The sequence below is a fragment of the Streptococcus mitis genome, assembly GCF_946188685.1.
Classification (GTDB): Bacteria; Bacillota; Bacilli; order Lactobacillales; family Streptococcaceae; genus Streptococcus; species Streptococcus mitis_CC.
On sequence record NZ_CAMHWH010000006.1, the window covers coordinates 124,580 to 146,762 of the forward strand.

18 protein-coding genes are annotated in these 22,183 nt (G+C 41.3%); 12 read left to right on the forward strand and 6 right to left on the reverse strand.

Annotated features, from left to right (window positions below; genetic code table 11):
• Positions 1-88: 88 nt before the first annotated feature.
• Positions 89-937 carry a methyltransferase domain-containing protein gene (locus tag N8N51_RS07205; protein ID WP_261103891.1) on the reverse strand — a complete coding sequence of 283 codons (849 nt, stop codon included), beginning with the start codon at positions 935-937 and terminating at the stop codon, positions 89-91.
• 151 nt (positions 938-1,088) lie between these two features.
• On the opposite strand from N8N51_RS07205, the gene N8N51_RS07210 reads away from it, so the two are divergent.
• Both N8N51_RS07210 and N8N51_RS07215 read left to right on the forward strand, forming a co-directional pair.
• Positions 1,089-1,367, forward strand: a complete 279-nt coding sequence (locus tag N8N51_RS07210) for a DUF6110 family protein (RefSeq protein ID WP_000910910.1) — start codon at positions 1,089-1,091, stop codon at positions 1,365-1,367.
• A 1-nt stretch (position 1,368) separates the two neighbouring features.
• Positions 1,369-3,432: a heavy metal translocating P-type ATPase gene (locus N8N51_RS07215; protein ID WP_261103892.1), complete on the forward strand. Its 2,064-nt coding sequence runs from the start codon at positions 1,369-1,371 to the stop codon at positions 3,430-3,432.
• Between the two features lie 75 nt (positions 3,433-3,507).
• On the opposite strand, the gene tyrS is transcribed toward N8N51_RS07215, so the two are convergent.
• Positions 3,508-4,764 carry a tyrosine--tRNA ligase gene (gene tyrS / locus N8N51_RS07220; RefSeq protein ID WP_261103893.1) on the reverse strand — a complete coding sequence of 419 codons (1,257 nt, stop codon included), beginning with the start codon at positions 4,762-4,764 and terminating at the stop codon, positions 3,508-3,510.
• Between the two features lie 141 nt (positions 4,765-4,905).
• Here tyrS and pbp1b point away from each other — a divergent pair, with 141 nt between their 5' ends.
• From pbp1b to N8N51_RS07255, 7 genes are all read left to right on the forward strand, one after another.
• On the forward strand, positions 4,906-7,356 hold the full coding sequence (gene pbp1b, locus N8N51_RS07225) for a penicillin-binding protein PBP1B (RefSeq protein WP_261103894.1): 2,451 nt from the start codon (positions 4,906-4,908) through the stop codon (positions 7,354-7,356).
• 56 nt (positions 7,357-7,412) lie between these two features.
• Positions 7,413-8,324, forward strand: coding sequence for a DMT family transporter (locus N8N51_RS07230; protein ID WP_024056840.1), 912 nt, complete (start codon positions 7,413-7,415; stop codon positions 8,322-8,324).
• A 228-nt stretch (positions 8,325-8,552) separates the two neighbouring features.
• Positions 8,553-9,251, forward strand: coding sequence for a 2,3,4,5-tetrahydropyridine-2,6-dicarboxylate N-acetyltransferase (dapD, locus tag N8N51_RS07235; RefSeq protein ID WP_000127460.1), 699 nt, complete (start codon positions 8,553-8,555; stop codon positions 9,249-9,251).
• A 67-nt stretch (positions 9,252-9,318) separates the two neighbouring features.
• Positions 9,319-10,449, forward strand: a complete 1,131-nt coding sequence (locus N8N51_RS07240) for an N-acetyldiaminopimelate deacetylase (protein ID WP_261034470.1) — start codon at positions 9,319-9,321, stop codon at positions 10,447-10,449.
• 11 nt (positions 10,450-10,460) lie between these two features.
• Positions 10,461-11,000: a 5-formyltetrahydrofolate cyclo-ligase gene (locus N8N51_RS07245; RefSeq protein WP_261034471.1), complete on the forward strand. Its 540-nt coding sequence runs from the start codon at positions 10,461-10,463 to the stop codon at positions 10,998-11,000.
• Positions 10,984-11,661: a rhomboid family intramembrane serine protease gene (locus tag N8N51_RS07250; protein WP_261034472.1), complete on the forward strand. Its 678-nt coding sequence runs from the start codon at positions 10,984-10,986 to the stop codon at positions 11,659-11,661. The genes N8N51_RS07245 and N8N51_RS07250 overlap by 17 nt, the downstream gene beginning before the upstream one ends.
• A 330-nt stretch (positions 11,662-11,991) precedes the next feature.
• Complete coding sequence (locus N8N51_RS07255; RefSeq protein WP_060627237.1) at positions 11,992-12,522, forward strand: ATP-binding protein; 531 nt, start codon at positions 11,992-11,994, stop codon at positions 12,520-12,522.
• Between the two features lie 140 nt (positions 12,523-12,662).
• On the opposite strand, the gene galU is transcribed toward N8N51_RS07255, so the two are convergent.
• The 4 genes from galU to argS all read right to left on the reverse strand — a co-directional run bounded on the left by galU (position 12,663) and on the right by argS (position 17,163).
• Complete coding sequence (galU, locus tag N8N51_RS07260; protein ID WP_261103895.1) at positions 12,663-13,562, reverse strand: UTP--glucose-1-phosphate uridylyltransferase GalU; 900 nt, start codon at positions 13,560-13,562, stop codon at positions 12,663-12,665.
• Between the two features lie 21 nt (positions 13,563-13,583).
• Positions 13,584-14,600 carry an NAD(P)H-dependent glycerol-3-phosphate dehydrogenase gene (locus N8N51_RS07265; RefSeq protein ID WP_261103896.1) on the reverse strand — a complete coding sequence of 339 codons (1,017 nt, stop codon included), beginning with the start codon at positions 14,598-14,600 and terminating at the stop codon, positions 13,584-13,586.
• 167 nt (positions 14,601-14,767) lie between these two features.
• Complete coding sequence (locus N8N51_RS07270; RefSeq protein WP_150922920.1) at positions 14,768-15,013, reverse strand: MarR family transcriptional regulator; 246 nt, start codon at positions 15,011-15,013, stop codon at positions 14,768-14,770.
• A gap of 458 nt (positions 15,014-15,471) precedes the next feature.
• Positions 15,472-17,163, reverse strand: a complete 1,692-nt coding sequence (gene argS, locus N8N51_RS07275; RefSeq protein ID WP_203180036.1) for an arginine--tRNA ligase — start codon at positions 17,161-17,163, stop codon at positions 15,472-15,474.
• A gap of 135 nt (positions 17,164-17,298) precedes the next feature.
• On the opposite strand from argS, the gene argR reads away from it, so the two are divergent.
• From argR to patA, 3 genes are all read left to right on the forward strand, one after another.
• Entirely contained in the window at positions 17,299-17,745 is a 447-nt protein-coding gene (gene argR / locus N8N51_RS07280) for an arginine repressor (RefSeq protein WP_001231476.1), read from the forward strand.
• A 50-nt stretch (positions 17,746-17,795) separates the two neighbouring features.
• Positions 17,796-20,330, forward strand: coding sequence for a DNA mismatch repair protein MutS (gene mutS, locus N8N51_RS07285; RefSeq protein WP_261103897.1), 2,535 nt, complete (start codon positions 17,796-17,798; stop codon positions 20,328-20,330).
• Between the two features lie 145 nt (positions 20,331-20,475).
• On the forward strand, positions 20,476-22,182 hold the full coding sequence (gene patA / locus N8N51_RS07290) for a multidrug efflux ABC transporter subunit PatA (protein WP_153199336.1): 1,707 nt from the start codon (positions 20,476-20,478) through the stop codon (positions 22,180-22,182).
• The last annotated feature ends 1 nt before the right edge of the window (position 22,183 follow it).

Consider the following 22,183-nt stretch of genomic DNA (forward strand, 5'->3'; position numbering starts at 1 on the left):
ATAAGATTAAGGTTTTGACCACCTGTTCTTATGCGTTTTTGTAATATTGAAGATTTTCGGTAAGTTTTATACCTTTGGGAAGTCTAGTTTAGAATGCTCTCCCAACCATAATCTCTGCTTCAATGGTAATCTCTGTTAGTTGGCTCCAGTCAATCTTGCTCTGGTCGATGTGAAAGAGGAGAGGAGTCATGCTGAGTAGGGTTTGAAGCTGCTCTGCTGTGATAGTCTTAGTCAGAGAGGCAGTTTTACTGGATAAGATAGTGAAGTTGTTTTGGAAATGATTTTTGATATCTTGGTTGGAATAGTCCTTGTTTGTCAGTTGGTTTTGTACCTTCTGACGGATTTCCTTGAGGTGATTTTTAGTTGGAATAACCTTTATCAAGATACCGTCTTTGGATAAAACGCGACGAAATTCTCCATAGTTGGCAGGTGAGAAGATATCAAGCAGGATATCCATGCTGGCGTCTTTTATAGGAAGACGAGCCAAGTCACCAACGAACCAGTTGACTGCCCAGTTTGGTTCACTCTTGGCAGCGATTTGGACTGAATCTTTGGAAATATCAAAGGCATAGAAGGTTTTGTCAGGATGGCTTTCTTGGAGTTTACGAGAATAGAAACCTTCACCACAACCGATATCTAAAATTGTTTTGGCATTTTTTGAGTTTGAAAGTAAATCAGATACAGCCTCTAGAATAGCTTGATAAAATCCAGCTTCTAGGATTTGCTGGCGATTTTGGAAGTTTTCCTTGTCGTAGTTGGCAGATTGCTTGATTTGAGGTGCCAGATTGACATAGCCGAATTTTGACAGATCAAAAGAATGGTGATTGCTACACTTGAGACTGCTAGCTACTAGAGGTAGCTTTTCTTGACAGATGGGACAGGCAAAGGCAGTAGCAGAAGCAAAACGTTGAAGTTTGGGTTTGAGATTTGTATTCATAGTTTAAGTGTATCAAAAGAGGCAAATGAAAGCAACTTTAGGAATAAGTAGATGGGAGATTCAGTAGAAATAAAACTAATTCTCCAATTTATAGAATAAAATTGCTTTTATATCGAAATTTCTATATAATAATGATAAGGAGGAAATAAGTATGTTAAAAGAAGTATTAACCGTTGCAAAAGTTGCGAAAAAATCATCACTCTTTTTGGGTGGTGTCGCATTTGGTACCCTTGGCTTGAAAATCTTAGCAAGTAAGGAAGCTAAAAAAGGTTATTCTAAAGCTTTGGCTAAGGCTTACAAGTTGAAAGACGGGCTAGATGCATCTGTTTCTGTTGTGAAACAACATGGAGACGATGTCTTGCAAGATGCCAAATATTTGTACGAGCAAGAGAAAAAAGAAGAGCAATTAGATAGCCTTATAGGAGAATAATATGTCTTTTAAAGTGCTACATAGAGGATACCAACATATCCGACTATCATCTTCTTTTTCACTCACCTTGGATATTCAAGACTATCTTCGTTCCTTGGCGAGAGATGAAAAGGGGATTGAGTCTATCCAGTTTTACATGGATCAACAGCACTTTACTCTACGTATAAAAGAAGGCTTTTCTGTATTAGATAATGCAGAAGCCTTTTTAAAAAGAATTGATAAAGGGAAAGTTTCTGAGTTGATGACTCTTCCCATTCGTAGAGAAGAGAGTGCTTATTCTATTGTTTCAGGTGCAGCGATTAAGCGTATACTTTTTCGTAGTTTTGTGCCGTATCCTATTCGCTATATATGGACTTGTTATCAGGCTTTTGGCTATATTAGAGAAGCCTATCAAACACTAGCGCGTAAGGAACTAACGATGGAGGTCTTGGACTGTTCGGCGATTTTATTGTCCTTGTTTATGAACCAATCCAAGACAGCTAGCAATATCATGTTTATGCTTGATTTGGGGAATCATTTAGATCAGTGGTCCTTGAAAAAAACTGCAACAGATTTAGAACAAAGCCTTCTTGCAAAAGAGAGCGATGTATTCTTAGTACAGGGCGATACGGTTGTTAGTATCAAGAGTTCCGATGTTCAAATAGGAGATGTCTTGGTCCTATCTCAAGGAAATGAAATTCTGTTTGATGGACAAGTAGTTTCAGGTTTAGGTATGGTCAACGAAAGTTCCTTGACGGGAGAGAGTTTTCCAGTTGAAAAAAGAGAGTCTGATTTGGTTTGTGCAAATACAGTATTAGAAACTGGAGAGTTACGCATTCGTGTAACCGATAATCAGATGAACAGCCGGATTTTACAACTGATTGAGTTGATGAAGAAATCTGAAGAAAACAAGAAAACGAAACAACGCTATTTCATCAAGATGGCGGATAAGGTCGTCAAATATAATTTCTTGGGGGCTGGGCTGACTTACCTATTGACAGGTTCTTTTTCTAAGGCTATTTCTTTCCTATTGGTCGATTTCTCCTGCGCTTTGAAAATCTCTACTCCTGTAGCTTATTTGACAGCTATCAAGGAGGGGTTGAATCGTGAAATGGTGATTAAGGATGGAGATGTTCTGGAGAAATACCTGGAAGTTGATACTTTCTTGTTTGATAAGACGGGAACAATCACAACTAGTTATCCTATAGTTGAAAAGGTGTTACCTTTTGGGGACTATAGTGAGGAAGATATTCTCAGAATCAGTGCCTGTCTTGAGGAACACATTTATCATCCTATTGCTAATGCCATCGTCAAGCAAGCTGAGATAGAGGGGATTGAACATGAGGAAATGCATGGGAAACTCCAATATATTGCAAGCAAGGGGATCAAATCTCATATAGATGGGCAACCAGTTCTTATTGGGAATTATGTCTTGATGCAGGATGAGCAGATTCATATCAGTTCAGAACAAAATGCTTTAATTGAAGAGTACAAGAGTCACTACAATCTCTTATTCTTGGCTTATCAGAATGAATTGATTGGAATGTTCTGCATTCATACTCCTTTGAGAAAAGAAGCAAAAGCAGCCTTGGAGAAACTTAAGGCACAAGGGAAAAAATTGATTCTGGCAACAGGGGACACCTTGGTTAGGACAGAGGAATTAGTCAAAGATTTGCCCTTTGATCAGGTCTATACAGACTTGAAACCTGATGGGAAATTTGAGTTAGTAGAGGAACTGCATAAAGCAGGTCACACTATTTTGATGGTTGGAGATGGCTTGAATGACTCAGCTGCTCTAACCCTATCAGATATCGGTGTGGTGATGAATGAGAGTGCAGATATTTCTAAGCAGATGAGTGATATCTTATTGTTAGATAATCGTTTGGATTTCTTCCAAGAGTTGGATTCGCTATCATCATCTTTGCAAACACTCATCAAGAAGAATATTCAAGATACCGTTGTCGTAAATAGTAGTTTGATTGGCTTTGGCTTGTTTAATTGGCTCAGTCCTTCAAATCTCTCTATCTTACATAATCTAACAACCTTACGCATAGTCCTGCGTAGCCTGTCTATTAAGGCTAGATAGATGTGGATATCAACAACAAAAAGGAGTTACCTTTCTCGAGGTTAACTCCTTTTTTATAGGTAAATGTTGAACAGTTTAGTAAGTCAATACAAAATATTTTTTCTTTCCACGACGGATAACAGTCAGTTCGTTCTCTAACTTATCTGCGTTACTCAAGACATAGTCAAGGTCTTGGATGCGGTCACCGTTTACGTAGATAGCTCCATTTTGGACATCTTCACGGGCTTGGCGTTTTGAGTTAACTACACCAGATGACACGAGCAGTTCCACGATGTTGAAGTTTTCGTCTGCTTGAACTTGGTAGTTTGGCACGCCACGAAGTCCTTGTTTGAGTTCTTTGACAGAAAGGTTTTTGATGTTTCCTGCAAAGAGTTGCTCAGTGATGTTGAGGGCTTCTTTGTAAGCTTCTTCGCCGTGAACAAGTGTAACGACTTCACGAGCCAAGACTTTTTGAGCCAAGCGTTCGTGTGGAGCTGCTTCAAATTGTTTACGGATGTCTTCAATCTCATCAAGTGACAAGAAAGTAAAGATCTTCAAGAAGCGAACAGCGTCAGCGTCCATCACGTTCATCCAGAATTGGTACATTTCGTATGGAGAAGTCTTTTCAGGATTGAGCCAGACTGCGTTTCCTTCTGATTTACCAAATTTCTTACCAGTTGCATCTGTGATCAATGGAACAGTGATTACGTGGCCAGTTTTGTCAGCTTTACGACGAAGCAATTCGGTACCAGCTGTCATATTTCCCCACTGATCAGAACCACCGATTTGAAGAGTGACATTATGGTCTTGGTTAAGAACGAAGAAGTCGTAACCTTGCATGATTTGGTAGGCAAACTCAGTGTATGAAATTCCTGTTTCGATCCGTTTTTTCACAGACTCCTTGCTCATCATGTAGTTGACAGTAAAGTATTTTCCGATATCACGGAGGAAATCAATGAAGCTGATGCTGCCAAACCAGTCGTAGTTGTTGACCATGACAGCTTTATTTTCACCATTTTCAAAGTCAAGAAAACGAGACAGTTGTCCTTGGATAGACTTGACCCAGCCATCTACTGTGTCTTTTGTTTGGAGACTACGTTCAGCATCTTTGAAGGACGGATCTCCGATGAGACCTGTAGCACCGCCAACGAGCGCATAAGGTTTGTGACCTGCTAGTTGCAAGCGACGACTTGTCAAGATTGCGACAAGGTGGCCTAGGTGAAGGCTGTCAGCAGTTGGATCGTAGCCAGTATAATAAGAAACTTGACCTTCTTCTAGGGCTTTACGCAAAGCTTCTTCATCAGTCGTTTGAAAAATCAAACCACGCTTTTTTAGCTCATCAAAAATGTGCATATGTCTTTTCTCCTTTTTAAAAATATTGTTTCTACCTATTGTATCACAAACTTGGGCAATAGCCTAGTAGAATAGGGAAGAAAGTGGCTATTTTATTGAAAGTTTACCTTTTATGGTATAATAGATAAAGTGAGGAAATCCATGCAAAATCAATTAAATGAATTAAAACGAAAAATGCTGGAATTTTTCCAGCTAGTAAAATCAAAAATAAATCATAAAAAATCAGAGAAAGTCTCAGAAGAGAAGAAGTTGGATGGGACAGGTGGGAGAATTCTGTCTATTCTAGGTAGCATTTTAGTTGCTATCAAGGGAATTTTGAATACGCTCTTTATTCTAGGCTTTATCGGTGGGCTTTTTGGTGCTGGTCTAGCTCTTGGTTATGGGGTTGCTTTGTTTGATAAAGCCAAGGTCCCCCAATCGAAGGACTTGGTCAAGCAGGTTAAAAATATTTCTTCTATCTCAGAAATTGTTTATGCAGATGGGAGCGTCATTGCTTCTATCGAGAGTGATCTACTGAGAACTTCCGTTTCATCTGAGGAAATATCAGACAATCTCAAAAAGGCTATCATTGCTACTGAGGACGAACATTTTCTTGAACATAAAGGGGTTGTGCCCAAAGCTGTGATTCGGGCGACTTTGGGAACTTTTGCAGGTTTGGGCTCGTCTAGTGGGGGCTCGACCTTGACCCAACAGTTAATCAAACAACAAGTGGTCGGAGATGCTCCGACTTTGGCTCGTAAGGCTACAGAAATTGTCGATGCCCTTGCCTTGGAACGCAGCATGAGCAAGGATGAAATCTTGACCACCTATCTCAATGTTGCTCCCTTTGGTCGAAATCATAAAGGACAAAATATTGCAGGTGCCCAGCAAGCTGCTGAAGGGATTTTCGGTATCGATGCCAACAAGTTGAGTATTCCCCAAGCTGCTTTCCTAGCAGGTTTGCCACAGAGTCCGATTACTTATTCTCCTTATGAAAATACTGGAGAGTTAAAGAGTGATGCGGACTTAGAACTTGGTTTGAAACGGGCAAAGGATGTTCTCTATAACATGTACCGTACGGGTGCTTTAACTAAGGAAGAATACGACCAGTACAAGAATTATAATCTCAAACAAGACTTCTTGCCATCGGGAACTGTTAATGCTGTTTCGAGAGATTACCTTTACTTTACGGCTATGTCTGAAGCGACAGATCGTATGTATGATTATTTGGTTCAGCAGGACAATGTCTCTAGCCAAGAGTTGAAAAAGGAAGCGGTTCAAAAGGCTTATCATGAGCGAGCGGAGCAGGAACTAAGTAAGGGTGGTTACAAAATCACTACAACGATCAATAAAAAAATCCATACAGCCATGCAAAATGCAGTTGCTAACTACGGTCGTTTGGTGGATGATTCGACTGGGCAGCCTGAAGTAGGAAATGTTTTGATGGACAATAAAACGGGGGCTGTTCTAGGTTTCGTTGGTGGTCGTAATTACCAGACCAACCAAAACAATCACGCCTTCGACACCAAGCGTTCGCCAGCCTCTACAACCAAGCCTTTGTTGGCCTACGGTATTGCCATTGATCAAGGTTTGATGGGAAGCGCTAGTATCTTGTCCAATTATCCAACAAAATTCTCTAATGGAAATCCTATCATGTATGTAAATAGTCCAGGTACAGGCATGATGACTTTGGGAGAAGCCTTGAACTATTCATGGAATATCCCAGCCTATTGGACCTATCGTATGCTTCGTGAGAAGGGTGTTGATGTCAAGGGCTATATGGAGAAAATGGGTTACGAGATTCCGGAGTACGGTATCGAAAGTCTGCCTATGGGCGGTGGTATTGAAGTCACAGTTGCCCAGCATACCAATGGTTATCAAACAATTGCTAATAACGGTGTTTATCATCAGAAACATGTGATTTCTAAGATTGAATCATCTGATGGTAGAGTAATCTATGAATTCCAAGACAAACCAGTTCAAGTGTACTCGAAGGCAACGGCAACAATTATGCAGAGTTTGCTTCGTGAGGTGATTTCATCTCGAATCACTTCAAGTTTCCAAACGGATTTGGCTTCTATCAATTCAAGCTTAGCTCGTGCAGACTGGATTGGTAAGACTGGTACAACTAATGAAGATGAAAATATGTGGCTCATGCTGTCAACACCAAGATTGACTCTAGGTGGTTGGCTAGGGCATGATGACAACCGCCCGATGGCTAAGGGGGCTGGGCATTATCGAAATGCCAAATATATGGCTTACTTGGTCAATGCTATCCAACAGGCTGAGCCTGGTGTTTGGGGCAATGAACGCTTTAATCTTGATTCTAGTGTGACCCAATCTCAGGTCCTCAAATCTACAGGGCAAAAGCCGGGCAAAGTATCCGTTAATGGAAAAACGGTGGATCTTTCAGGGGCTACTGTAACGAGTTATTGGGCTAATAAGGCGGGAGCTCCTACGACAAGCTATCACTTTGCTATTGGAGGAAGTGAAGCAGATTACCAAAATGCTTGGTCAAGTATTATTGGTAGTTTCTCATCTACACCAAGTTCAAGTAGTAGTTCTAGCAGTACATCAAGTTCATCATCTACACAACCAAATAGTAGAAGATAGGAAAGTGGCATTGATTGCCACTTTTTTCTTTTTTCCTTTCGTGTTACAATAAAGGTATGAATCAGTATCAGAAAAAGATTGTTAAAGGAACTATTTATTCGCTCCTATCCGGCTTAATCTGGGGAATCTGTGGAATTTTAGGAGAATATTTCTTTACTCATTATCAAGTGTCCTCTGGCTGGATTACCTCTATGCGTTTGACACTGGCAGGGAGTCTTGTGCTCATTTGGTCTGCAGTGCAATTAAAATCGCAAGTGCTAGATATTTGGCGAGATAAGAAAAATTACCTACCCTTTTTAGCCTATGCTATTTTGGGGATTTTTTCAGTTCAGTATTTTTTCTACCTCTGCGTAGAATATTCTAATGCAGCGACAGCAACTATTTTACAGTTTATTAGCCCTGTCTTTATCCTCTTTTACAATCGCTTGGTTTATCAAAAACGAGCGTCAAAAAGTGCTATTCTTTATGTTTTGGTTGCCATGTTGGGTGTTTGCCTGATGGCGACAAAGGGAGATCTCTCTCAATTATCCATGACACCACTAGCACTTGTGACGGGTTTGCTGAGTGCCATGGGGGTCATGTTTAATGTTATCTTACCTCAACCTTTTGCGAAGCGTTATGGTTTTGTTCCCACGGTTGGGTGGGGGATGATTTTGGCAGGTTTGTTTAGCAATGTCCTTTCCCCTGTTTACAAGCTCTCCTTTACTCCTGATATTTGGAGTATCTTGATTTGTCTCATTATTGCTTTCTTTGGGACAGCTTTTGCTTTTTTTATTTCCATGAAGGCTGTGTCCTTGGTTTCTCCTTTGGTGGTTTCCGTTATTAGTGCCAGTGAACCTCTCTCTTCTGCCCTTTTGAGTGTTTTATTTTTAGGTTTAGTAGTGGATTGGTCCCTTCTTCTAGCTATGGCCTTGATTATTTTACCTATGATTTTCCTATCGATAGAAGAAGCGAAAGAAAGTAAATAAAAAGTCTTTTCTTAATTCTAAAAGTGTGCTATACTAGAATAGTCAATAAAACACGGGGAGATAGTTGTGAAGAGTGTTTTTAGGTTGTATCGGTAGGGGCTTGCTTTTACCGACAGCACGTTTTATCTCACATCCCTAAAAATCATACCTAAAAACAAACAAAAAGGCTTCAAATTTGAGGCCTTTTTTGGTAGAATAGGTATCATTAAAATGAACTAGGAGGCGCCTATGACTGCTACAAAAATGAACGCTCAAGAAATTATCCAATTTATCGCCAATGCTGAAAAGAAAACCAGTGTGAAAGTAACATTTGAGGGACAACTCGCAACTGCTGTACCTAGCTCTGTTGTCAAACTAGGAAATGTTCTATTCGGAGACTGGAAGGACGTGGCTCCGCTTCTCGATGGTTTGGTAGAAAATCAAGACTATGTTGTTGAGCAAGATGCTCGCAATTCTGCAGTTCCCTTGCTAGACAAACGTGCTATCAACGCTCGTATCGAGCCAGGTGCTATTATCCGTGACCAAGTTGAAATTGGAGACAATGCTGTTATCATGATGGGGGCTGTTATCAATATCGGTGCTGAAATTGGTGCAGGAACTATGATTGACATGGGTGCCATCCTTGGTGGCCGTGCTATCGTTGGGAAAAACAGTCACGTTGGTGCAGGTGCGGTTCTTGCAGGTGTGATTGAGCCAGCTAGCGCAGAACCAGTCCGTGTTGGAGACAATGTTCTCATCGGTGCCAATGCAGTAGTTATCGAAGGGGTCCAAATCGGTAGTGGTTCAGTTGTTGCAGCAGGAGCTATTGTTACCCAAGATGTCCCAGAAAACGTGGTGGTAGCAGGTGTTCCAGCTCGCATTATCAAAGAGATTGATGCCCAAACCCAACAAAAAACAGCGCTAGAGGATGCGCTTCGTACCTTGTAATTGTAAAAGAAATAAAGAGGCGGAACCCTTCTTCCAGCCTCTTTCTGCTATATCGGAGGATAGATAGATGTTAGATTTGATTCAGACTAGACGAGATTTGCACCAGATTCCAGAGATTGGCTTGGAGGAGTTCAAGACTCAGGCTTATCTGTTGGATGTGATTGAGAAATTGACTGCGGGCAAGAATTTTGTCCAAGTTCGAACTTGGCGGACAGGAATTTTGGTTTATTTGCAGGGAAGTCAGCCAGAGCGTACCATTGGTTGGAGAACAGATATTGATGGCCTGCCTATCGTCGAACAAACAGGACTTCCTTTCGCTTCTCAACATCAAGGTCGCATGCATGCTTGTGGCCATGATTTTCATATGACTATTGCCTTAGGCTGTCTAGAGTGTGCCCTTGAAGAGCAACCCAAGAATAATCTGCTCTTCCTATTTCAACCTGCTGAAGAAAATGAGGCTGGTGGTATGCTCATGTATGAGGATGGTGCTTTTGGAGATTGGTTGCCAGATCAATTTTATGGGCTTCATGTTCGGCCAGATTTGAAGGTTGGTCAGATTGCGACCAATACCCACACGCTCTTTGCAGGGACTTGTGAGGTGAAAATCCGTTTCAAAGGCAAAGGTGGCCACGCAGCCTTTCCACATGAAGCTAATGATGCCTTGGTGGCTGCTAGTTACTTTGTGACCCAAGTACAGTCAGTGGTTAGCCGCAATGTTAATCCAATCGAGGGAGCAGTGGTGACCTTTGGTCTTTTCCAAGCCGGAACCACCAACAATGTCATCACAGACACAGCCTTTTTACATGGAACTATTCGGGCTTTGACACAGGACATGAGTCTCTTGGTGCAAAAGCGGGTCAAAACAGTTGCAGAAGGAGTCGCAGCTGCCTTTGATATGGAAGTCGAAGTCGAACTCAAACAAGGTGGATACCTACCTGTTGAGAACAATCCAGCCTTGGCGCGTGAACTGATGGATTTCTTTGAAGAAAAAGAGGGAATTGAGTTGATTGATATCGAACCTGCTATGACAGGTGAAGACTTTGGTTATCTCCTTTCAAAAGTTGATGGCGTTATGTTCTGGCTAGGTATTGATAGTCCCTGCGCCCTTCATCACCCTCAGATGAATCCTAAGGAAGAAGCATTAGCTATTGGGGTGGATGCGGTCTCTAGTTTCCTGAAAAAGAAGGTAGCAGAGTAGAGGGGTTGTCTATGAAATCGGAATTACGTAAGCAAGTCTTACAAGAAATGAAGGCTTTACCTCGAGAGCAAAAACAGTTTATAGACCAAGCTTTAACTGAGCGACTTTTACAACACCCCTTTTACCAAGAAGCTAAGGTCATCGCAACCTACCTCTCTTTTCCTCATGAGTTTCAAACGCAGGGACTGATTGAACAGGCACTGAAGGACGGCAAGAAGGTTTTGATACCCAAAACCTATCCCAAGGGGGGCATGGACTTTGTGGTCTATCATCCACAGCAGTTGGTAAAAACTTCCTTTGGATTACTGGAACCACAGGGAGATTTGGAAGTGGTGGATGCCTCTCAGATTGATTTGATTCATGTTCCTGGTCTGGTTTTTACGAAGGAAGGATATCGGATTGGATACGGTGGAGGTTATTATGATCGCTGTCTAGAACATTTTCCTAGTCATACTTTGAGTACGATCTATCCTTGTCAAATTCAGGACTTTATACCTGAAAAGCATGATATTCCTGTTCAGGAGGTACTGATTGATGAAGGAAATCTTTGATAGACGTTACCCTGTAACGAGTTTCTTCCTCTTAGTGACGGCCTTGGTATTTCTACTAATGTTGGTGACTACAGGTGGAAACTTTGACAGGGCGGATACATTATTTCGATTTGGAGCCATGTATGGGCCAGCTATTCGCCTCTTTCCTGAGCAGGTTTGGCGTCTCTTCTCTGCCATTTTTGTTCATATTGGTTGGGAACATTTCATTGTCAATATGATTTCCCTTTATTATCTTGGTAGGCAAGTAGAGGAAATTTTCGGATCCAAGAAGTTTTTCTTTCTCTATCTTTTATCAGGAATGATGGGCAATCTCTTTGTTTTTGTATTTAGTCCAAAAACCTTAGCAGCAGGAGCTTCTACTTCTCTCTATGGGCTATTTGCTGCAATTATTGTTCTTCGCTATGCAACGCGTAATCCTTATATCCAGCAGTTGGGGCAATCCTATCTGACACTTTTTGTGGTTAATATTATTGGAAGTGTTCTGATTCCAGGAATCAGCCTAGCAGGCCATATCGGGGGAGCAGTTGGTGGAGCATTTCTAGCAGTTATCTTTCCAGTTCGAGGAGAAAGAAGGATGTATGGTACCAGCCAGAGGTTAGGAGCGGTAGTGTTATTCGTAGGACTCGCAGTTTTGCTTTTCTACAAGGGAATGGGGTTGTGACGACTAATATGTAAACTTGAATAAGAAAAAAGCTACTTAAAAAATGAGTAGCTTTTAATGGTTTTGGAACTATTCGAACTAACACAGCTCTAAAAATAAGTCTTTGTGTGTAGATGATTTGAGAGAGTGAGCGCCCATTCTATCGCGAAGAAGTCATTTGTAAATAAGTTTTTTTGCAGAAAATTGAGAATGGTGTGCTTTTTTATTTCTTTTGTATCGTAAGTTTCTAGAATATAATGTTGTATCAGTCTTATTATATATTTTAAAAATAGAAAATGTTATAATATTAGAAATTGATTGAAGAATTATTAGAATAAAAGAGGTATAAAGTTGGAAAATTGTGTTTACATTATTTCAGGCCCCCCAGGCGTTGGGAAAAGTACTGTTAGTAAAGAGTTAGCTTATTCTTTTGATAAGAGTGCAGTTATAGAGGGGGATTTGATTTACTTAATGATTAAAGGTGGCATAGTGGCTCCCTGGGAAGATGAGGGCTATTACATGGATTTGTTTTGGGACAATATCATCAGCTTGACCAATAATTTTATAACTCGAGGCATCTCTGTCGTAATAGAGTATGTCATTTTTGAATACCAACTGAAGAAAATTGCTTCTTTCTTAAAAGAAAAACAAATTGGTCTAAAATATTGTGTCTTAATGGCCGAAGAAAAAACCTTGAAAGATAGGGATGGTTCTCGAAAAGAAATTGAAAGAGTGGGCAACTTATCAATACAAGCAAGAAGTGAGTTTCTAGCTAAAAATAAGGAGAAGGAAAAACATTTTCTGTATACAGATGATTTAGACGTCCCCAAAATAGCAAATATCATTAAAACTTCAAATCGATTTTTGATTGAAAATCTGTAATCCATCATTAAGGACCGAAGTTGAGTTAGTAGATTTAGAGACATATCTCATAAATCTTTAAATTGTATGTAAATTTGTAAAATAATTAAGTCTCCAGAGTCAACTTACTGGAGACTTAATTTATTAACTGGAAACTAATTCTATTCCTTCTCAGCCAATTCTTTTCCCAGTTGGATGAGGTAATCTTTTAAGTCATCTTTGACTTGTGGGTGCTTGAGGGCGTAGTCAATAGATGTTTTCATAAAGCCAAACTTATCCCCAACGTCGTAACGAGCTCCTGTAAATTTACGGGCGAAAACACGTTGTGTTTTATTAAGCGTATCGATAGCATCGGTAAGCTGGATTTCATTTCCAGCACCAGGAGCTTGCTTTTCAAGGATATCAAAAATTTCTGGTGTCAGAAGATAGCGACCGATAATAGCTAGATCACTTGGAGCCTCCTCTGGAGCTGGTTTTTCAACGAAAGTTTCAACGCTGTAGAGACCATTAATCCCTTCACCTTGAGGAGCGATAACTCCATATGATGAAACGTCTTCGTGTGGTACGGGCATGACAGCAATGGTTGATGCATGTGTCTTTTCGTAATCATTCATCAGTTGTTTTGTCAATGGGATAGCCTTGTCGTTAGTAATGTCCATAAGGTCATCACCCAGCATAACAACAAAAGGTTCATTTCCTACAAAAGCTTTGGCTTGTAAGACAGCGTCTCCAAGACCACGAGGGTGAGTTTGGCGGATGAAATGAAGGCGCATACCAGTTGTTTCGTCTACCAATTTTAGCAAGTCGTGTTTGCCTTTTTCTTTGAGGTTGTACTCAAGCTCAAAGTTTGAGTCAAAGTGGTCTTCAATAGAACGTTTTGATTTACCAGTGACAACCAGAATATCTTCAATGCCTGATTTGAGAGCCTCTTCCACGATAAACTGGATAGTTGGTTTATCTACAATTGGCAACATTTCTTTAGCAAGTGCTTTGGTTGCTGGTAAAAATCGAGTCCCGAGTCCAGCGGCAGGGATGATTGCCTTTCTAACTTTTGATGTCATAAGAATCCTTTCTTTAGAGAGTTAAGACCACTCATTTTCTGCTTTAAATTCATTGTTCATGATGTCATAAATGGCATCTTTGATATTGGTTCCGTGGTAAATAACTTGGTAAATGGCTTGTGTAATGGGCATATAGACTCCAAGTTCTTGCGCTAGTTCATAGGCTGCTCGAGTCGTTGAGATTCCTTCGATTACCATGCCCATATTGGCTTCGATATCAGCTAGGGATTCTCCACGTCCGAGAGCATCGCCAGCTCTCCAGTTACGAGAGTGGATGGAGGTTCCCGTTACAATCAAATCTCCCACACCAGATAAGCCACTATAGGTCAATGGACTGGCACCGAGTGCTACTCCTAGGCGGGTAATTTCTGCCAAGCCTCGAGCGATGATGGCTGCCTTGGCATTGTCACCAAATCCCAAACCATGTAAAGCTCCAGCACCGACAGCAATAATATTTTTAAGAGCACCAGCAGTTTCGACTCCGATAACATCCGTATTGGTATAAAGTCGGAAGTAGTGATTACTAAATAGTTTCTGAACGTATTGAGCTGTTTGTAAATCTTTAGAAGCAGCAGTGATTAAGGTTAGGTCACGCACAATGGTTTCTTCCGCATGACTAGGTCCTGAAACAACGACAATATCACTGCGGAGATGTTCAGGAATTTCTTCTTCAAGGATGGTTGATAATCGTTTATGGCTATCAGGCTCTAATCCCTTTGATGCGTGCATGATGATAGCCTTATGGTCTAAGGTTTTTGCAACTTGTTGGGCAACAAGTCGTGTCACTTTTGTTGGGACAACAAACAAAATCGCATCTACATCTTTCAATGCCTCTGCTAAGTCAGTGTAGGCAATGATATTTTCGTCTAGAACGACATCTTTAAAGTAGTGCTTGTTAGTATGATAGGTATTAATTTCATTGATTTGCTCAGGCAGATTTCCCCAAATACGTACCTCGTGTCCATTGTCATTTAAGACTTGTGAAAGGGCAGTTCCCCAAGAACCAGGCCCCAAGACGGCGACGGTTTGTTTTTTCATGATTTCCTCCTTAATAGAGTCCTTTCCATTATTCTATCATATTCTAGAGGATTTTGCACTTGCATTGCTGGGTAGTGGTGGCTTTGTTACTTGAAAATATACAAAAACCGAGGCTAAGTATTAAACTCTCAGTCTCGGTTTTGATATTCCTTAAAGAATAGCTAGCTTTATTTCAATTGATCTGTAATGTCTTTTGATAGCAACATTCCCAGATGATAAGTTTTATTAATGTAAGCAATGACATCATTGATATTTTCAGTCGTTTGAATTTTCTCCTTGATGTCAACCCTAAATGTTTCATCCTTCAAAAGTTGTTCTTGGTAGAGCCTTTGAAGTCTCTCCTTTTCATACTTATTGAGCAGAAAAAGGAACACCAAGCTAATTACAACGAGGATATAAGCATATTGGCTCATAGGAAATCTCCCTGTATGATAAAGAAGTAGTAGTGAATAAATCGATTTAGTGGATCTAAAATAGCAGAACAAGTCAGCAAAACTTGATAAGATTTTTGATAGGCCTCTAAACCTAATTACGTATAGGATTTGGTCTTAGTTATTTAGACTGCTTTACAATTAAGTAATTAAAAGATTGCGACATAAGTCTAACCAAATCTCCGACAGGATTTGGTCTTAATTACTTAGACTGCTTTTTAATCAAGTAACTTGAAGCTTACGACATGAACCAAACCAAATCGATATTATTTGGTTTGGTGAATTAGTGAAGCGTTTAGGCAAGTGTCTCTGGTTACGACGTAAAGAAACATAAATCGATAATATTTATGTTTCTTTACTAGTGAAGCACCTAGCCAAATTCCTGATAGGATTTGGCGTTAGTTACTTAGATTGCTTTGCAATCAAGTAACTTTGGTGATTTACATCTTCTCTGGCGCTTCTACTCCAAGCAAGCGAAGGGCTTCTTTGAGAACGACTGCAGTTGCGTAGCTGAGAGCTAGACGGCTGTCGCGTTCTGGGCTATCATCCAAGATACGTGTATGTGCATAGTACTTGTTGAAGGCTTGAGCCAGGCTAATTGCAAATTTAGCAATGATAGAAGGTTCAAAGTTATCCGCCGCACGGTTGATAATACGTGGGAAGTCTTGGATTAGTTTGATGATTTCCCAACTTTCAGCATCATTCAAGCTATAGTTGCCAACTGTTTCTGGTTTGAAATCCGCTTTGCGTAAGATAGATTGGATACGAGCGTAGGCGTATTGAACATAAGGTCCAGTTTCACCCTCGAAGGATACCATAGCTTCTAGGTCGAAGTCGTATCCATTTGTACGGTCGGTCTTGAGGTCATAGAATTTAATGGCTCCAACCCCAACAGCATGTGCTACCTGGTCTTTGTTTTCAAGTTCAGGATTTTTTGCTTCAATTTGGGCTTTGGCACGACTAACGGCCTCTGCAACAGTAGGCTCTAGCAAGATGACATTCCCTTTACGAGTAGAGAGTTTTTTCCCTTCTTTTGTAACTAAACCAAAAGGAACGTGAGTAATGTCGTCACTCCAATTGTAGCCCATCTCTTGCAAGACAGCTTTGAGCTGTTTAAAGTGGGCAGATTGCTCTTGACCAACTACGTAGATAGATTTAGCAAATTGGTATTCGTTTTTACGGTAAAGAGCTGCAGCCAAGTCACGTGTGATGTAGAGAGTTGCACCATCAGATTTTTTGATAAGGGCTGGATGTTCAATTCCATATTTCTCAAGATTCACAACTTGGGCACCTTCTGATTCAACAAGAAGGCCTTTTTCAGAAAGAATGTCTACAACTGCATCCATCTTATCGTTGTAGAAGGCTTCTCCATTGTAGCTGTCAAATTCAACCTGCAATTCATTGTAGAGGCGGTTAAATTCCACCAAACTTTCATCACGGAACCATTGCCAAAGTGCGAGAGCTTCCTCGTCTCCATTTTCAAGTTTACGGAACCATTCGCGTGCTTCTTCATCCAAGCTAGGGTCGTTTTCAGCTTCAGCATTGATGCGGACATAGAGTTTAAGAAGTTCATCGATTGGATGAGCTTTTACAGCTTCTTCGTCTCCCCATTTTTTGTAGGCAACAATCAGCATCCCAAACTGTTTACCCCAGTCTCCCAAGTGGTTGACCTTGACCGTTTGATAACCGATTTTTTGGAAAATATGTGATAAGCTATCTCCGATAACAGTTGAGCGTAGGTGGCCAATAGAAAATGGTTTAGCGATATTGGGACTAGACATGTCGATAACAACATTTTCTTGTTTGCCAATAGTTTGGTCAGCATAATGTTCTTTTTCAGTGATAACAGCTTGCAATACTTGAGCAGAAATGGCAGATTTATCAAGGAAAAAGTTAACGTAAGGTCCTGTTGCAACAACCTTTTCAAAGGCTTGGCTGTCAATTTTTTCAGCCAGTTCAGCAGCAATCATTTGAGGTGCTTTACGTTCGACTTTTGCAAGTGAAAAAGCAGGGAAAGCGATGTCTCCCATTTCTGAGTTTTTAGGGGTTTCCAGTAAATTTAAAATAGCCTCTTGGTCCAGGCTATCAATGACGCTAGCCAACTCGCTAGCAATCAATTCTTTTGTATTCATTAAGAGCTCCTTTTTGGACTTTTCTACTATTTTATCACAATTTTAAAGAAAGAAGAAAAAATTTTTGAAATCTCCTATTTTTTTGGTATAATATAGTTATAAAATTAGTTATAAATATGCATATAAGAGGATTTTATGAGAAAAAGAGATCGTCATCAGTTAATAAAAAAAATGATTACTGAGGAGAAATTAAGTACACAAAAAGAAATTCAAGATCGGTTGGAGGCGCACAATGTTTTTGTGACGCAGACAACCCTGTCTCGTGATTTGCGCGAAATCGGCTTGACCAAGGTCAAGAAAAATGATATGGTGTATTATGTACTAGCAAATGAGACAGAAAAGATTGATTTGGTGGAATTTTTGTCTCATCATTTAGAAGGTGTTGCAAGAGCAGAGTTTACCTTGGTACTTCATACTAAATTGGGAGAAGCCTCTGTTTTGGCAAATATTGTAGATGCAAACAAGGATGAATGGATTTTAGGAACAGTTGCTGGTGCCAATACCTTATTGGTCATTTGTCGAGACCAGCACGTTGCCAAACTCATGGAAGATCGTTTGCTAGATTTGATGAAAGATAAGTAAGGTCTTGAGAGTTGCTCTCAAGACTTATTTTTGACAAGGAGAGACGGACAATGGCGACAGAAAAGCTATCACCCGGCATGCAACAGTATGTGGATATTAAAAAGCAATATCCAGATGCGTTTTTGCTCTTTCGGATGGGTGATTTTTATGAATTATTTTATGAGGATGCGGTCAATGCTGCGCAGATTCTGGAAATTTCCTTAACGAGTCGCAACAAGAATGCCGACAATCCGATTCCTATGGCGGGTGTTCCCTATCATTCTGCCCAACAGTATATCGATGTCTTGATTGAGCAGGGCTATAAAGTTGCTATTGCAGAGCAGATGGAAGATCCTAAACAAGCAGTTGGGGTTGTTAAACGAGAGGTTGTTCAGGTCATTACGCCAGGGACAGTGGTCGATAGCAGTAAGCCGGACAGTCAGAACAATTTCTTGGTTGCTATAGACCGTGAGGACAATCAGTTTGGTCTAGCTTATATGGACCTAGTGACGGGTGACTTTTATGTGACAGGTCTTTTGGATTTCACGTTGGTTTGTGGGGAAATCCGTAACCTCAAGGCTCGAGAAGTGGTGTTGGGTTATGACTTGTCCGAGGAAGAAGAACAAATCCTTAGCCGTCAGATGAATCTGGTGCTTTCCTATGAAAAAGAAGGTTTTGAAGACCTTCATTTACTGGATTCACGATTGGCACCTGTGGAGCAAGCGGCATCTAGTAAGCTACTCCAGTATGTTCATCGGACTCAGATGAGGGAATTGAACCACCTCAAGCCTGTTATCCGCTATGAAATCAAGGATTTCTTGCAGATGGATTATGCGACCAAGGCTAGTCTGGATTTGGTTGAGAATGCTCGTTCGGGCAAGAAGCAAGGCAGTCTTTTCTGGCTTTTGGATGAAACCAAAACGGCTATGGGAATGCGTCTCTTGCGGTCTTGGATTCATCGCCCCTTGATTGATAAGGAACGAATTATCCAACGTCAAGAAGTGGTGCAGGTCTTTCTCGATCATTTCTTTGAGCGCAGTGATTTGACAGACAGCCTCAAGGGTGTCTATGATATCGAACGCTTGGCTAGTCGTGTTTCTTTTGGCAAAACCAATCCCAAGGATCTCTTGCAGTTGGCGACCACCTTATCCAGTGTGCCACGGATTCGTGCGATTTTAGAAGGGATGGAGCAACCTGCTCTAGCCTATCTTATCGAACAACTGGATGGAATCCCTGAGTTGGAGAGTTTGATTAGCGCAGCGATTGCTCCTGAAGCTCCTCATGTGATTACAGAAGGTGGTATTATCCGAACTGGATTTGATGAGACTTTAGACAAGTACCGTCGCGTTCTCAGAGAAGGGACTAGCTGGATTGCTGAGATTGAGGCTAAGGAGCGAGAAAACTCTGGTATCAGCACGCTTAAGATTGACTACAATAAAAAAGATGGCTATTATTTCCATGTGACCAATTCGCAACTGGGAAATGTGCCTGCTCACTTTTTCCGCAAGGCGACGCTGAAAAACTCAGAACGTTTTGGAACCGAAGAATTGGCCCGTATCGAGGGAGATATGCTGGAGGCGCGTGAGAAGTCAGCTAACCTCGAATACGAAATCTTTATGCGCATTCGTGAAGAGGTCAGTAAGTACATTCAGAGTTTACAAGCTTTAGCTCAAGGAATTGCGACGGTTGATGTCTTACAGAGTCTAGCAGTTGTGGCTGAGACCCAGCATTTGATTCGACCTGAGTTTGGTGACGATTCACAAATTGATATCCAGAAAGGGCGCCATGCTGTTGTTGAAAAGGTTATGGGGGCTCAGACCTATATTCCAAATACGATTCAGATGGCAGAAGATACCAGTATTCAACTGATTACAGGGCCCAACATGAGTGGGAAGTCAACCTATATGCGTCAGTTAGCCATGACGGCAGTTATGGCCCAGTTGGGTTCTTATGTGCCAGCAGAAAGCGCCTATTTACCTATTTTTGATGCGATTTTTACTCGTATCGGAGCAGCAGATGACTTGGTTTCAGGTCAGTCAACCTTTATGGTAGAGATGATGGAAGCTAACAATGCCATTTCGCATGCGACTAAGAACTCTCTCATTCTCTTTGATGAATTGGGACGTGGAACTGCAACTTATGATGGGATGGCTCTTGCTCAGTCTATCATCGAATATATCCATGAGCACATCGGAGCTAAGACCCTCTTTGCGACCCACTACCATGAGTTGACTAGTCTGGAGTCTAGTTTACAACACTTGGTTAATGTCCACGTGGCAACTTTGGAGCAGGATGGGCAGGTCACCTTCCTTCACAAGATTGAACCAGGACCAGCCGATAAATCCTACGGTATCCATGTTGCCAAGATCGCTGGCTTGCCAGCAGATCTTTTAGCAAGGGCGAATAAGATTTTGACTCAACTGGAGAGTCAAGGGGGAGAAAGTTCAAGTCTGATGAGGCAAACAAGTGCTGTCACTGAACAGATTTCACTCTTTGATACGGCAGAAGAACATCCTATCCTAGCAGAATTGTCTAAATTGGATGTTTACAATATGACACCTATGCAGGCTATGAATGTCTTGGTCGAGTTAAAACAAAAATTATAAAGAATGAATTCCTTGTCATTCTAGCTGTATCAAGGAGACTTCTTTGACAAGTTCCCACTTTTTTGCTAGAATAACATCACACAAACAGAGTGAGAAGGAGCTGACGCATTGTCGCTCCCTTTTGTCTATTTTTTAAGGAGAAAGTATGCTGATTCAGAAAATAAAAACCTATAAGTGGCAAGCCCTGGCCTCGCTACTGATGACAGGCTTGATGGTTGCTAGTTCACTTTTGCAACCGCGTTATCTGCAGGAAGTGTTAGACGCCCTCCTTGCTGGAAAATATGAAGCTATTTATAGTATAGGGGCTTGGTTGATTGGTGTGGCCGTGGTCGGTCTGGTTGCTGGTGGGGTCAATGTTATCCTTGCAGCCTATATTGCTCAAGGAGTTTCATCCGACCTTCGAGAGGATGCCTTCCGTAAAATCCAAACCTTTTCTTATGCCAATATTGAACAATTTAATGCGGGAAATCTAGTCGTTCGAATGACAAATGATATCAACCAGATTCAGAACGTCGTCATGATGACCTTCCAAATTCTTTTCAGACTCCCCCTCTTGTTCATCGGTTCCTTTATCTTGGCGGTTCAAACCCTACCTTCTCTGTGGTGGGTGATTGTTCTCATGGTAGTCTTGATTTTTGCCTTGACTGCTGTCATGATGGGAATGATGGGGCCTCGTTTTGCCAAGTTTCAAACCCTTCTTGAACGCATCAATGCCATTGCCAAGGAAAATCTGCGCGGTGTTCGTGTGGTCAAGTCCTTTGTCCAAGAAAAAGAGCAGTTTGCTAAGTTTACAGAGGTATCAGACGAGCTTCTTGGTCAAAACCTTTACATTGGTTATGCCTTTTCAGTAGTGGAACCCTTTATGATGTTAGTCGGCTACGGGACGGTTTTCCTCTCTATTTGGCTAGTTGCAGGAATGGTTCAGTCGGATCCGTCAGTTGTTGGCTCCATTGCTTCCTTTGTCAATTACCTAAGCCAGATTATCTTTACCATTGTTATGGTTGGATTTTTGGGAAATTCTGTCAGTCGTGCCATGATTTCTATGCGTCGTATTCGAGAAATTCTTGACGCAGAGCCAGCCATGACCTTCAAGGATGTCCCAGATGAAGAGTTGGTCGGCAGTCTTAGCTTTGAAAATGTGACTTTTACCTATCCAATGGACAAGGAACCGATGCTGAAAGATGTGAGCTTTACTATTGAACCTGGTCAAATGGTTGGTGTCGTTGGAGCGACTGGTGCAGGAAAATCAACCTTGGCTCAACTGATTCCACGTCTCTTTGACCCACAGGAAGGGGCTATCAAAATCGGAGGCAAGGATATTCGAGAAGTGAGTGAAGGAACCCTGCGTAAAACAGTTTCTATCGTTCTCCAACGTGCCATTCTCTTTAGTGGGACGATTGCAGATAACTTGAGACAGGGTAAGGGAGATGCTACTCTATTTGAAATGGAGCGCGCAGCCAACATTGCCCAGGCTAGTGAATTCATTCATCGTATGGAGAAAACCTTTGAAAGTCCAGTTGAGGAACGGGGAACCAATTTCTCAGGTGGGCAAAAGCAAAGGATGTCGATTGCGCGTGGGATTGTCAGCAATCCACGTATTCTGATTTTTGACGATTCGACCTCGGCCTTGGATGCTAAGTCAGAGCGCCTGGTTCAAGAAGCCTTGAATAAGGACTTGAAGGGAACAACAACCATTATCATCGCGCAAAAGATTAGCTCGGTTGTTCATGCAGATAAAATCTTGGTTCTAGATCAAGGACGATTGATTGGTCAAGGTACGCATGCAGACTTGGTTGCCAATAATACTGTTTACCGTGAAATCTACGAAACACAGAAAGGAAAGGAGGAGTAAA

Excerpts from the sequence above, each read along its gene's own strand:
- N8N51_RS07205 (WP_261103891.1), bottom strand. The coding sequence starts at position 937 with ATGAATACAAATCTCAAACCCAAACTTCAACGTTTTGCTTCTGCTACT.
- N8N51_RS07210 (WP_000910910.1), top strand. The coding sequence starts at position 1,089 with ATGTTAAAAGAAGTATTAACCGTTGCAAAAGTTGCGAAAAAATCATCA.
- N8N51_RS07215 (WP_261103892.1), top strand. The coding sequence starts at position 1,369 with ATGTCTTTTAAAGTGCTACATAGAGGATACCAACATATCCGACTATCA.
- tyrS (WP_261103893.1), bottom strand. The coding sequence starts at position 4,764 with ATGCACATTTTTGATGAGCTAAAAAAGCGTGGTTTGATTTTTCAAACG.
- pbp1b (WP_261103894.1), top strand. The coding sequence starts at position 4,906 with ATGCAAAATCAATTAAATGAATTAAAACGAAAAATGCTGGAATTTTTC.
- N8N51_RS07230 (WP_024056840.1), top strand. The coding sequence starts at position 7,413 with ATGAATCAGTATCAGAAAAAGATTGTTAAAGGAACTATTTATTCGCTC.
- dapD (WP_000127460.1), top strand. The coding sequence starts at position 8,553 with ATGACTGCTACAAAAATGAACGCTCAAGAAATTATCCAATTTATCGCC.
- N8N51_RS07240 (WP_261034470.1), top strand. The coding sequence starts at position 9,319 with ATGTTAGATTTGATTCAGACTAGACGAGATTTGCACCAGATTCCAGAG.
- N8N51_RS07245 (WP_261034471.1), top strand. The coding sequence starts at position 10,461 with ATGAAATCGGAATTACGTAAGCAAGTCTTACAAGAAATGAAGGCTTTA.
- N8N51_RS07250 (WP_261034472.1), top strand. The coding sequence starts at position 10,984 with ATGAAGGAAATCTTTGATAGACGTTACCCTGTAACGAGTTTCTTCCTC.
- galU (WP_261103895.1), bottom strand. The coding sequence starts at position 13,562 with ATGACATCAAAAGTTAGAAAGGCAATCATCCCTGCCGCTGGACTCGGG.
- N8N51_RS07265 (WP_261103896.1), bottom strand. The coding sequence starts at position 14,600 with ATGAAAAAACAAACCGTCGCCGTCTTGGGGCCTGGTTCTTGGGGAACT.
- N8N51_RS07270 (WP_150922920.1), bottom strand. The coding sequence starts at position 15,013 with ATGAGCCAATATGCTTATATCCTCGTTGTAATTAGCTTGGTGTTCCTT.
- argS (WP_203180036.1), bottom strand. The coding sequence starts at position 17,163 with ATGAATACAAAAGAATTGATTGCTAGCGAGTTGGCTAGCGTCATTGAT.
- argR (WP_001231476.1), top strand. The coding sequence starts at position 17,299 with ATGAGAAAAAGAGATCGTCATCAGTTAATAAAAAAAATGATTACTGAG.
- mutS (WP_261103897.1), top strand. The coding sequence starts at position 17,796 with ATGGCGACAGAAAAGCTATCACCCGGCATGCAACAGTATGTGGATATT.
- patA (WP_153199336.1), top strand. The coding sequence starts at position 20,476 with ATGCTGATTCAGAAAATAAAAACCTATAAGTGGCAAGCCCTGGCCTCG.